Annotated in this window: 14 protein-coding genes; 6 read left to right on the forward strand and 8 right to left on the reverse strand. The window is 50.1% G+C overall.

The features are described 5' to 3' along the window. Positions 1-30 precede the first annotated feature (30 nt). Positions 31-657, forward strand: a complete 627-nt coding sequence (rsmD, locus tag BM292_RS08980; RefSeq protein ID WP_092857770.1) for a 16S rRNA (guanine(966)-N(2))-methyltransferase RsmD — start codon at positions 31-33, stop codon at positions 655-657. Positions 658-687: 30 nt separating this feature from the next. Beyond that, positions 688-993, forward strand: a complete 306-nt coding sequence (locus tag BM292_RS08985) for a DUF1145 domain-containing protein (RefSeq protein WP_092857772.1) — start codon at positions 688-690, stop codon at positions 991-993. On the opposite strand, the gene BM292_RS08990 is transcribed toward BM292_RS08985, so the two are convergent. Next, entirely contained in the window at positions 994-1,626 is a 633-nt protein-coding gene (locus BM292_RS08990; RefSeq protein WP_092857774.1) for a YjaG family protein, read from the reverse strand. Between the two features lie 146 nt (positions 1,627-1,772). Between BM292_RS08990 and BM292_RS08995 the strand changes: the two genes are divergently transcribed. Then, positions 1,773-2,714 carry a threonine/serine dehydratase family protein gene (locus BM292_RS08995; protein ID WP_092857776.1) on the forward strand — a complete coding sequence of 314 codons (942 nt, stop codon included), beginning with the start codon at positions 1,773-1,775 and terminating at the stop codon, positions 2,712-2,714. A gap of 12 nt (positions 2,715-2,726) precedes the next feature. On the opposite strand, the gene BM292_RS09000 is transcribed toward BM292_RS08995, so the two are convergent. The 4 genes from BM292_RS09000 to BM292_RS09015 form a co-directional block, all read right to left on the reverse strand. Then, the gene (locus BM292_RS09000) at positions 2,727-3,149 is read right to left on the reverse strand and encodes a VOC family protein (protein WP_092857778.1); all 423 of its coding nucleotides are present in this window, start codon (positions 3,147-3,149) and stop codon (positions 2,727-2,729) included. Positions 3,150-3,185: 36 nt separating this feature from the next. Next, a complete protein-coding gene (locus BM292_RS09005) occupies positions 3,186-3,392 on the reverse strand; it encodes a hypothetical protein (protein ID WP_092857780.1) in 207 nt (68 codons plus the stop codon). 91 nt (positions 3,393-3,483) lie between these two features. Then, positions 3,484-4,647 carry a cystathionine gamma-synthase gene (locus BM292_RS09010; protein ID WP_092857782.1) on the reverse strand — a complete coding sequence of 388 codons (1,164 nt, stop codon included), beginning with the start codon at positions 4,645-4,647 and terminating at the stop codon, positions 3,484-3,486. Between the two features lies 1 nt (position 4,648). Beyond that, positions 4,649-5,620: a PLP-dependent cysteine synthase family protein gene (locus BM292_RS09015; RefSeq protein WP_092857784.1), complete on the reverse strand. Its 972-nt coding sequence runs from the start codon at positions 5,618-5,620 to the stop codon at positions 4,649-4,651. 139 nt (positions 5,621-5,759) lie between these two features. Here BM292_RS09015 and BM292_RS09020 point away from each other — a divergent pair, with 139 nt between their 5' ends. Together BM292_RS09020 and ltaE are read left to right on the forward strand one after the other, a co-directional pair. Next, positions 5,760-6,386, forward strand: a complete 627-nt coding sequence (locus tag BM292_RS09020; RefSeq protein ID WP_092857786.1) for a hypothetical protein — start codon at positions 5,760-5,762, stop codon at positions 6,384-6,386. Positions 6,387-6,421: 35 nt separating this feature from the next. After that, a complete protein-coding gene (gene ltaE, locus BM292_RS09025; RefSeq protein ID WP_092857788.1) occupies positions 6,422-7,444 on the forward strand; it encodes a low-specificity L-threonine aldolase in 1,023 nt (340 codons plus the stop codon). On the opposite strand, the gene BM292_RS09030 is transcribed toward ltaE, so the two are convergent. The 3 genes from BM292_RS09030 to BM292_RS09040 all read right to left on the reverse strand — a co-directional run bounded on the left by BM292_RS09030 (position 7,430) and on the right by BM292_RS09040 (position 11,130). After that, entirely contained in the window at positions 7,430-8,968 is a 1,539-nt protein-coding gene (locus tag BM292_RS09030) for a YifB family Mg chelatase-like AAA ATPase (RefSeq protein ID WP_092857790.1), read from the reverse strand. The two genes, ltaE and BM292_RS09030, sit on opposite strands and share 15 nt — an antisense overlap. Before the next feature lie 95 nt (positions 8,969-9,063). Continuing rightward, the gene (locus tag BM292_RS09035; protein ID WP_092857792.1) at positions 9,064-10,359 is read right to left on the reverse strand and encodes an NAD(P)/FAD-dependent oxidoreductase; all 1,296 of its coding nucleotides are present in this window, start codon (positions 10,357-10,359) and stop codon (positions 9,064-9,066) included. A 30-nt stretch (positions 10,360-10,389) separates the two neighbouring features. Then, on the reverse strand, positions 10,390-11,130 hold the full coding sequence (locus tag BM292_RS09040) for a ferredoxin--NADP reductase (protein ID WP_092857794.1): 741 nt from the start codon (positions 11,128-11,130) through the stop codon (positions 10,390-10,392). Positions 11,131-11,256: 126 nt separating this feature from the next. On the opposite strand from BM292_RS09040, the gene BM292_RS09045 reads away from it, so the two are divergent. Further along, a complete protein-coding gene (locus BM292_RS09045; protein WP_092857796.1) occupies positions 11,257-11,967 on the forward strand; it encodes a hypothetical protein in 711 nt (236 codons plus the stop codon).

Below are 11,967 nucleotides of genomic sequence, written 5' to 3' on the forward strand. Positions count from 1 at the left end.
CACGTCAAATAAAAGAAGGCTTACTTTAGCATGCCGCGAAGCTCGTACAAGCAGAAAAGCACACCTCGCCCTGACGCCAAGCAACGTTCGCACCAAGGTGCCGGTGAATTGCGTATTATTGGTGGGCTCTTGCGCGGTCGTAAGCTTGCTATCGCCGATGTCCCCGGCCTGCGACCTACCACTGACAGAGTTCGCGAGACGCTATTTAATTGGTTGCAGTTTGAGTTAACCGATAGCCGTTGTCTTGATTTGTTTGCGGGAAGCGGCGCACTAGCTTTCGAAGCTTTATCGCGCGGCGCAATGCAAGTCACTTTGGTTGAGAAAGACGCGCAAGCGGCTAATTTATTAGCCCAACATGCTGCCAAACTATCAGAAGCTGTTAATGGGCAAGCGCTGGTTCAACGCGGCGATGCCCTGCAGTTTTTGCAACAACAGCCAGACGTCAGTTTCAACGTGATTTTTGTCGACCCACCATTCGGCATGGGCTTAGCCGATGATTGTTTGACGCTCATTGCGCAGAATAATTGGGTGAGCAGCGGCAGTTGGGTGTATGTGGAAACTGAGAAAGCGATTCAACCGCGCGTACCGGCAACCTGGCTGTTGCACCGAGAGAAATTTGCTGGGCAAGTTGCGTTTCGCTTATATCACGTGAACTAATTCACTTTTACAAACAAGGATATTTCATACATGGGTATAGCAGTGTGGCTTGGGCGACTTATTTTCGCTGTGATTTGGGGCGTGATGCTGGCAAATCTTGTGGCGCCATTTGAAGGGAAAGGCTTCGCGTTTTTCCTATTTTTGATGGTTTTGCTGATTGCCCTGCACTTATTGCAGCTGCTGATGTTCGCCACGGTAAATAAAGAGCACATTCAATGGCGCCGCGGTGATTATTGGCAGGTTATATTCTTTGGCGTGATTGGCTGGTTGGCCATTGTGCGCGCACAACCAGCACGCACTCAAACTAAAGCGGAACAGACGAACGACGAGTCGTAGCTACTCGTCGTCATCATTACTATCGTCGGCCATACTCACACCAATATTTGAGACGCCTTCGTCAGCAACCATGTCACGAACTTGACGAACCAGCTCTTGGCTTGGTTGCGATTGACTTGCCGCAACGGTTTCAAGGTAGTTAAGAATCGCCTGCTGAACTTCAATTTCGTATTGCACCAACTCATGTTCGCGTAAGAGTTTTCGACGCTCTTGCGCATCCATCTCAGCGCCTTCGGTGAGCTCCAAAAATTTCGCCACACTCGCCTGCGATACCTTCGCCACACTCACCAAGTCAGCACTATTCTGATCCAGCAGCCCCTGCAACAAGGTGCTAATAGCCGTACACGCATCCATGGCTGGATACACGCCGAGCATATCGTGACCATGTTCGCTTGGCGTTACTTCATCAACCTTCTCTTGCCAGCGCGAAAAATTCACTTTAACGGCTTTCCCCTGCCATACCCAATCCCAACAGGCATTCAGGGCACCTTGCAGTGGTTTTGGATCACCAAAGCCAGTAACATGATGGAATAATTCGTAATTTGGCACCATGCGTTGGCACAGGTATAAGGCCATGACGGTTTGGTATGCTAAGGGTAAGGCGCGGATGCGCTCAAACGTGTTTAAAACCATAAAAACCCCAAGTGCGTTGATCGTACGCTTCGCTGTTCGTGCGTGCTTCGCACTGTTCGTGTTTCGGTTTTACGAATAGTGAAACGGACGACAGCGAAGCGCACGAATAACGAATAACGTTTTTCTGTTGAGGTAGTATACGCTTTATGACTTTGCAACTCGACTCTTCTTCCATTCAAGCGGCAGCAAAATTAATTGCCCCCATGGTTCGGCGCACTACCGTGCTTGTTAGCCTAAAGCTCAATGAGGCGCTTGGCGCGAACGTGTGGCTGAAATGCGAGCACTTGCAGCATACCGGCGCCTTTAAGTATCGCGGCGCTTGCCATGCTCTTTTGCAATTGTCTGAGGCCGAGCGAGCGCAAGGCGTATACACCGTATCTTCGGGTAATCATGGGGCCGCTTTGGCGGCTGCTGGGCAGAAATTAGGAATTAAAGTGCGCGTTGGTGTCGCTGCCAATGCTTCCGAGGTAAAGCGTGCGAACATGGCAAAATATGACGCTGAATTAATCACGATTGACCCGGGTATGGCTGCTCGAGAAGCCTTTGTCGCCGCACAGCGCCCAACTGGGCGGATATTTATTCCACCTTATAACCACGCTCATATTTGGCAAGGCCAAGGCACTGCAACCTATGAGTTGCTGCAAGAGCAACCCAAACTCGATTGTGTTATTGCGCCGCTAGGCGGTGGTGGTTTGCTAAGTGGTACGTCGGTGGCGGCCAAAGCGCATGGTGTGCCGCAAGTATTTGGTGTAGAGCCAGAGCTTGCAGCTGATGGTGAAGCGTCATTTCGCACCGGCATTCTGCAACCCGCCATGCCACCTCTGAGCGTTTGTGATGGCCTGTTGACGAGCGTTGGTGATCAAACCTTTCCGATCATTCGTCAGAATGTGAATGACATTTTGTTGGTATCCGATGGCGAGGCGCTGGCTGCACAAAAGCTGGTGTTTGAATTAACCGACCAGTGGATAGAGCCTTCATCGGCAACGGTGATTGCCGCTATTCAGCGTTATTCGAAGCTATTTAAAGGGAAGCGTATTGGCGTGATTATTAGCGGCGGCAATGTTGCACCGCCGGCAATCATTTCATAGTGGGCTAATTAATTATTTAGCGAAAAGCTGGCCGAGGTCATTGAACGCTTTGAACTCCAGCGCATTGCCGCTGAAGTCATAGAAAAACATGGTGGCCTGCTCGCCCGGTTGGCCTTGAAAACGAATATGCGGCTCAATCACGAAATCGATGCCCGCCGCTTTCACTTTCTCTGCCAGAGCATGCCAATCGTTCATCGTTAACACCACACCGAAGTGTGGCACCGGCACATCATGACCGTCGACGGGGTTGCGATGCGCAACACCCACTTTCTCAGGTGCCAGATGGGTGACAAATTGATGGCCAAAGAAGTTCCAATCAACCCATTGCTCGCTACTACGTCCTTCACTTAACCCTAAAATGTCACCATAAAATTCACGCGCTTTGGCAATATCGTGAACCGGCACAGCTAAATGGAATGGGCGTAACGACGACATGGGGACAGCTAACTCCATTGTTGTTATTTAATGTAGTTATTTAATCGGTACCATTGGCGTTGATTTGCGCCACATGCGCATTCCAACAGCCACCATCAATACCATCCAATTAAGTGGGGGTACAAGACCACAAAGTAATACGGCAAGCATATTCCACAACGGTTGGCGCTGATACTGCCCGACCAACACATAAAACAACAATGCTGCCACTAACCCTTGTAAAAGAAACAGGCTAATAGGCATATTTTGTTCCTTGTTTATTCTGTTTTTATTGTGGGAATTAGCCTACCGTATCTTCATGAAATTGTAAAAGAGTGTTAATGCGCCTGAAATATCAGGCGCTTAGAGCACGATCTAAGTCCGCGATGAGGTCGTCAAGATCTTCGATTCCCACCGAAATTCGAACAAAGTTGTCCAAAATGCCGAGTTTTTCGCGATTTTCTTTCGGAATTGATGCGTGAGTCATAATCGCTGGATGTTCGATTAAGCTTTCAACGCCACCGAGGCTTTCTGCTAACGCGAAAATTTCGACTGCTTCTAAGAACCGACGCGCCTTGTCTAAGTCACCTTTGAGCAAAATTGAAATCATGCCGCCGAAGCCACTCATTTGCTTCTTCGCCAACTCATGTTGCGGATGGCTTGGTAAGCCAGGGTAAATCACTTTTTCAACTTGTGGATGCGCATCCAACCATTGCGCCAGCTTCAATGCCGCTTCGTTATGGTGCTTCATACGCAGTGCTAACGTTTTCACGCCACGAAGCGCCAAATAACTATCGAATGGCCCAGCAACCGCACCAACTGAGTTCTGCAAGAACAGCATTTTTTCGACGAGTTCATCGTTGTCGCCAACAACAGCAATACCGCCAACCATATCTGAGTGGCCGTTCAAATATTTCGTCGCTGAGTGCATCACGATATGGGCGCCAAGCTCCAACGGACGTTGGTTGTATGGTGTCGCAAACGTATTATCCACAACCACAATCATGTTGTGTTGTTTTGCAATGGCGGCCACAGCAGCGATATCGACCAACTTCAACATCGGGTTGCTTGGCGTTTCAATCCAAATCATGCGAGTTTTCGGCGTAATCGCGGCTTCAACCGCACTCAAGTCCGCCAAATCGACATAAGAAAACTCTAAACCCGCCGAGCGACCGCGGACTTTATCGAATAGACGGAATGTGCCGCCGTAGAGATCATCCATTGCAATCACATGGTCACCGCTATCCAGCAGCTCCATAATCGTTGATGTCGCCGCCATACCAGAGGCAAATGCTAGACCCTGCTTACCACCTTCAAGGCTTGCCACCGCACGCTCCCACGCAAACCGTGTAGGATTATGTGAACGTGAGTATTCAAAGCCTTTGTGTACGCCTGGGCTTTCTTGAATATAGGTTGAGCTGGTAAAAATCGGCGGCATAACCGCGCCCGTTGCCGGCTCAGGTGATTGCCCGCCGTGAATGGCGCGCGTTGCGAATTTCATGTTCTTTGCATCAGCCATGTTACTTCTCCAGCAAATTTTGAGCGGCCATCCACTCATCGTTGTAAAGTTTTGAAAGGTAGCGGTTACCGGTATCACACGCCAACGTCACCACACGCTTAGGTTCGGTTTGCTCACGGCAGTAACGCAGCGCCGCAGCAATTAACGTGCCGCTTGATGAGCCGACCATCACACCTTCTTTTACGAGCAATTCGCGAGCTGTATGAAACGCTTCTTTATCGCTAATAGCGTAGGCTTTGTTGGCAAGATTAATCTCGCAAATATCCGGAACGAAGTCTTCACCAATGCCTTCAACCAGCCAGCTACCCGCTTCAACCGTCTCGCCACGGTTAATCATCGGCTCAAGAATCGACCCATCTGGGTCAGCCAAGACTAAATCAACCGTCGCATTTTGCTCACGCAAATAACGACCAATACCGGTTAACGTACCGCCAGAACCAACGCCACAGACAAATGCATGAAGCTTTCCTTGCATTTGCTCCCAAATTTCAGGGCCGGTGGTTTTGTAATGCGCGTCAACGTTCGCTGGGTTGGTAAATTGGTTCACGTAAAAATAGCCATTCTCTTCAGCCATACGTGCCGCCATATCCTGATAATATTCCGGATGGCCTTTTTGCACGTCAGAACGTGTACGCACCACTTCGGCACCCATCGCTTTGAGGTTATTCACTTTTTCTGCTGACATTTTGTCTGGCATGACAATTTTTAACGGGTAACCTTTACTGGCCGCCACTAAGGCGAGACCTAAACCGGTGTTACCAGCAGTCGCTTCAATAATGGTCATGCCCGGTTTCAGTGCACCTGATTTTTCCGCTGCTTCAATCATGCTCACCGCGATACGGTCTTTAATCGAACCGCCTGGATTCATGAGCTCTAGCTTTAAGTACAGCTCACATGGGCCGGTATCGAGATTAGAGACCTTCACCATCGGCGTCTTGCCGATCATTTCTAAAACATTCTGATAAACATGCATGATTGTCTGATCCGTTTCTTTGAATTCGTTAAAATTGCGCTCAATGGCGGGTATTATCGCACGATGCCCTGTTTTATAGCAAAGCGAGCTGTGGCAAAGTATCAGCACTATTTGGAATATGACATAACTAGGAAATTGGATGCATCACTTACACAACTATTTACCAAACTGGCGATTCGCTGCCATCGCCGTTGGTGTTTTAGCTGCAGCTGCTTGTGCGCCAGCAGAACAAACCTCAAATACTGGTTATGTGGCTGAACAAACCACTTTTATTAATACCTTTCGGCCATACTGTGGCCAAGCATTTGCCGCGACCATTGTTGAAGACAATCAACCAAGCCCCGCATGGGATAAACCACTCGTGGTGCATATCCGTGATTGCGAAGAAAATACCATTCGTATGCCATTGCATGTGGGTGACGATCGCTCGCGCACTTGGGTGCTCACGCAACATCCAGGCTATATCGATTTTCAACATTATCACTTGCACGAAGATGGTAGCCCAGACGATGTGTCGCCATATGGCGGTCAAACATTGGCAGCTGGTAGCGTAACAATGCAAGCATTCCCAGTAGATGAAGCAAGTAAAGCGTTGTTTGTTGAAAATGGTCTCGACGTTTCAGTGACGAACACTTGGACCATTAGCTTTGTTGATGAAAAAACCATGAGTTATAAACTATCGCGCCCAGGTCGTATTTTTGAAGTTCATGTAGATTTAAGTCAGCCGATTGATGTGCCGCCACCGGCTTGGGGCTATGCACAGTAAACATTAGTTTTAATTGTTGAGAAGGGTTCGCTTCCATGATTGATTTACGCAGTGACACAGTAACGCAACCAACCGCTGCGATGCGGGCCGCCATGGCTGCAGCGCCTGTGGGAGATGATGTTTTTGGCGATGACCCAACCATCAATGCATTGCAACAGCGTGTAGCGAAACTCGCTGGGAAGGAAGCGGCCTTAATTGCGAGCAGCGGTACTCAAACCAACTTACTGGCATTGTTGAGTCACTGTCAGCGTGGTGACGAGTATCTGGTTGGGCAAGAATACCACACCTATCGTTATGAGGCGGGTGGTGCTGCGGTGCTTGGCGGCATTGTGCCGCAGCCGTTTGAAGTTGAAGCCGACGGAACCTTGAATTTAAGTGCTGTTGAAAAACGCATTAAGCCCGACGACCCACACTTTCCAATTACCCGGTTATTGTCATTGGAGAATACCCATACCGGCCGTGTTATTCCGCAAGAATACATGTTGAAAGCACGGCGGTTATGCGACAAGCATGGCCTGAAGCTTCACCTTGATGGTGCACGTGTTTTTAACGCCAGCGTTGCCACTCGCCTATCGCTTGCTGAGCTATCGGCACCATTTGATAGCGTGTCCATATGCTTTTCCAAAGGCCTAGGCACACCAATTGGTTCAGTGCTTGTCGGGAGCAAAAAGTTTATTCAACGTGCACACCGGTGGCGCAAAATGGTCGGCGGCGGCATGCGTCAAGCCGGCATAGTGGCTGCAGGTATGGATTATGCGCTTGACCACCATATCGAGCGTCTTGCGGATGATCACGCTAATGCGCAACTACTGCACGATGGCTTGAGTGCTCTCGCCGCCCATCATGCTGGATTGCAAGTTGAGCCCGCCCAAACCAACATGGTTTATGTCAATTTCCCAAGCCTTGAAGTAGCACAAAAAGTAAGTGATTACTTATGCGAGCATGGCGTATTAACGGCACGTTCGCAACGGATGCGGTTAGTGACGCATCTCGATGTATCAGAGTCAGCCATCGATCAGGTGCTGACTTTATTCAAGCAAGCGTTAGCTCGCGTGTAACTGCTGTAATAGACGGTCGAGGGCTCGGAAACTGAGCGCCTCGGCTAAATGGGTTCGGGAAATCATTTCCGCATCAGCTAAGTCAGCAATCGTGCGAGCCAAACGCAGCAGCCGATGATACGCACGGTGAGACAGCTTGAATTGCTCAATGGCAGCCACTAAAAACTGGTGGTCATCGTCGTCTAACTTACAAAAATCCGCGAGCTGACTGGGCTTTAGTTCACTGTTTAAGCAGCCTTGACGTCCAAGTTGTGTCGCTCTCGCTTCATTCACATATTCACGCCAAATTGGTGTGATCGGTTCAGCCTGCTGATGTTGCTGTTTCAGCACATCGGGTTGGCGGGGCACATCGACTTGCATATCAATACGATCTAAAAGCGGCCCTGATAACTTTCCCAAATAACGCATAATTTGATCGGGAGTTGCTCGTGCACTAGCCAAGGTGCCGTCAAAATGACCGCAAGGTGACGGGTTTAACGCACAGATTAATTGGAATTGTGCTGGGTAGGTTACCTGATGACCGGCGCGACTGATCGTGACATGCCCCGACTCTAACGGCTCACGCAGTGAATCAAGAACATGGCGAGCGAACTCCGGAAGTTCGTCGAGGAACAACAGCGATCGGTGAGCTAAGGAAATTTCACCAGGTTGGGGTGGTGAGCCACCACCAACAAGTGCCGCCGCCGAACAAGAATGGTGCGGCGCACGAAGTACACGCTGTTGCCAATGTGAACCACGCAACGTACCACTGACCGAACGAATAGCTGCAACATCCAACCCTTCGCGCTCATCTAACACGGGCAACAATCCGAGCAAACGTTGCGCCAACATGGTTTTGCCTGTGCCCGGTGGGCCTACAAACAGAATATGATGGCCACCACTGGCGGCAAGTAGCAACGCTCGTTTGGCTTGCTCTTGTCCAATCACATCGGCGATATCACCATGTTGCGTAAGTTGAGGTTTTGCGGTTGCGGGTTTAATGAAGGGCAACGGCGACGGACTGGTCAAATGCTCAAACACATCGCGCAAACTAATTGCCGCCACACATTGCTGCACCGTTAAGGCCGCCGCTTCCTCGGCATTATCCAGTGGAATAACCGCTTCTCGCCCCTCGTCACGACACCCCAACACCGCAGGAAGAATACCCGTCACTTCACGTAAATCGCCATTGAGTGTTAGTTCACCATAAAACTCACGGCCTGCCACCGCACGTTCACTGATTTGTCCGTCAGCCACCAAAATCCCAATGGCAATCGCGAGGTCATATCGGGCACCGTACTTAGGTAAATCAGCCGGCGCTAAGTTCACCGTGATTTTAGTCGCTTTAGGAAAACTATAGCCGCTGGCAAGAATCGCTGAACGCACCCGGTCACGTGCCTCGCGCACACCTGCTTGCGGTAGGCCAACCACCGCAAACCCCGGTAACCCACCCGCCAAACAAACTTCCACCGAGACCTGCGGCGCCTCAATACCTTGTGTTGCGCGTGTAAACACACGCGCAATTGAAACAGCTTTACCTGCCATCACTGCCCTCCTTGGCTCTAGTAGCCAAACTATAGCAGTGCGGTGATAAAACTAGATCAACTCAAATTCGTATCCTGACGTACGAAGTCGCGTCATCAATGCAGTTTTAAGCGCGGGCGCAAACGGCGATTAATGCCCTGCGCCAACATGTATAGCAGAGTTTTGAAATAGCCATGCAAGGCAACTTGGTGCATGCGATACAACGATTTATACATGAACCGCGCCATCATGCCTTCAATCATCATGGAGCCGCGCGTTAGGTTCCCCATCAAACTACCTACCGCGGTGTAGTTCGACAAGGATACAAGTGAGCCGTGATCTTTGTAGGTAAAGCGTTGTAATAACTGACCTTTTAAACTGCGCACAATATTTTCGTACACGCAATCCGCCATTTGGTGCGCCGCCTGCGCGCGCGGTGGTACTCGGCTACCATTGGCTTGAGTAAACGCAGCGCAATCACCTAAAGCAAAAATCGATGCGTCGCGAGTGGTTTGTAGCACATCGGTGACCACCAGTTGGTTACCGCGGTTGGTTTCCAAGCCAGCAAAGTTAGCGAGGAAATCGGGCGCGCGGACGCCAGCCGCCCAAACTTTAATGCTCGCTTCAATACGCTCGCCTGAACGCGTGATAAATCCATCGGCATCGACACTGGCCACAGCCGTGTTCACACATATTTTCACGCCGAGTTTGGTCAGTTCACGGCCTGCAGCTGCAGCTATACGCTCGCTTAATGCTGGCAGAATGCGTTCACCAGCTTCAATCAAGACAATTTCAAGCTGCTTTAAATCGAAGTCATCAAAGCCATAACTGCGGATCAGTTCTGCCGATTTATGGAGCTCGGCTGCCAGTTCAACACCCGTTGCCCCTGCCCCGACGATGCCAACTCGAAGCGGTCGCGGATAGCGCTCTGACTGCAACGCTAAAAACGTGTTCATGAGCGTATGATGAAATTTTTTAGCTTGCTTGACGCTATCTAAGAAATAGCAATGCTCGGCTGCGCCTGCAGTACCAAAATCATTGGTGACTGAGCCGATAGCCAGTACCAGATGGTTGTAGCGTAACGTGCGTGCAGCGACAATCTCATGACCCGAGTCATCCCGAATAGGTGCTAACGTGAGTGTTTTTGAGTCGCGGTCGATTGCGGTGAGTTCGCCGGGCTGAAAACGGAAGCCTGCGGCTGCAGCCTGAACCCGATAATCAACGCCGTCCATATCAGCATCTAATGCGCCCGCTGCGACCTCATGCAATAACGGCTTCCATATATGAGTGAGGTTGCGGTCAACCAGTGTGACTTTAACCTCTGCGTTGCCGCGATACTTCCGACCTAATTTACTGGCAAGCTCCAAGCCTCCGGCACCACCACCAATCACCACAATATGGTGTTCTGACATGTATTTATTCCTTCAAATTGCTATCAATAATTACCAATAATGTTCCATGGTGACGTTACCAGGTTTACGCCGCAGGTTTTTCGGTAAGCCCATGTCATTGAGCACAACCTTGGCATCCCGAATCATGTCTGGATTGCCGCAAAGCATGACTTGCGCACGCTCATTGAGTACATCACCCACAGCGCGCTGTAAATCACCACTTTCAATGAGTGCTGGAATACGACCGCGCAGTGCGCCAGGATAATCTTCGCGGCTCACAATCGGTTGATAGTTCAGCTGTCCCGGGTGTGCCTCGACCCAGTCGAGAATTTTACGTTGGTATGCGAGGTCGGCGCCGTAACGTACGGCATGAATAAGATGAATGCGCGAGAAGCGTTGCCACGGAATGTCGGTGGTTAACATCGACAAGTAAGGGCCAATGCCGGTACCTGTTGAGATTAACCACAAACTATCGCCGTCAGGTACTTCGTTTAGCGTGAAGAAGCCACTTGGCGGCTGCGAGACTTCAATGGTTTGCCCGGCTTTTAAATCATGCAGCATGGGTGAAAATAAACCATCGTGAACACGATTCACCAAAAAGTCGAGAACGCCATCATCGGGGCCGTTCACTAAAGAATAAGCGCGCTGTATGCGTCCGCCGTCATGAGGTAAGCCAAGGCGCACGAATTGACCGGCAATAAATTCGAAGGGTTGCGTGCGCACACGCAAACTGAAAAGCTCCTGATTCCACGCATAATTCTCAATGACCTCTCCGGTTAACCATTGTGCCATTGGTATCTCCTCGCGTTGGTGAGCACTCGCGCTATAGTAAGGTTTTAACGTTAGTTTTTCTAGCCGCAACAGTGCTTTTGCGCAGTTGCAAGTGTTACACTTGCTGTACACATAAGGAGTATTCTGGTGATTCAACAACTATCGAATTTTAAATTGATTATGCTCGTCGCTAGCATGGTCGTTTTGGTCGGCTGTCAGCCACAAGCGGAATCACCGAAGGATACGCCGGAAGCACCTGTTGTTCGTTATAGCAATGCAAAAGTGTGTGAGTTTGCACAAGAGTTAGCGAGTCTGCCGACCAACCCCGTAAACACAGCAGAGCTACGGTTTCTGAATGAGCAATGGCGTGAGCTCAACCGCACTGAAGGTATGTTTCGAAATTCTGAAGCCGATGATAGTCGTGCGATTCTCTCGGCGCTCAATATTGCACTTGCCCATGAAACGACTGAGTTACTTCAGCAAGCCATTGTTGTGACAGCTGAAGCTTATGAACAAATTGAGGGGCTACGCGCCTATGCTAGCGATCCCGAAAACATGAAGGTGCCGGAGTCGATAACACGAACACTGGTAAATAAATTAGACAACTGCTGTTTGAATCAGCTAAACGGCAACGCGACGGCCTTAGTCCGCGAAGAGAAGAACTCGCCATTGTATAACGTCGGTACACTCGCCTATTTCATCAATCGGGACGTGAACCAGATACTGCGCAAGGAATTGAGCCTGGCTGACTACGAAGCGCAAGTGTTGACAGCGGGTGCGGCGCTACCGCCAGTACAAGCAACCATTCAAACCGTCAGCACTGCACCAACATGGGCGCAATGCCGGCCGTCTGAATAG

This window comes from Pseudidiomarina tainanensis (assembly GCF_900115255.1).
GTDB lineage: Bacteria > Pseudomonadota > Gammaproteobacteria > Enterobacterales > Alteromonadaceae > Pseudidiomarina > Pseudidiomarina tainanensis.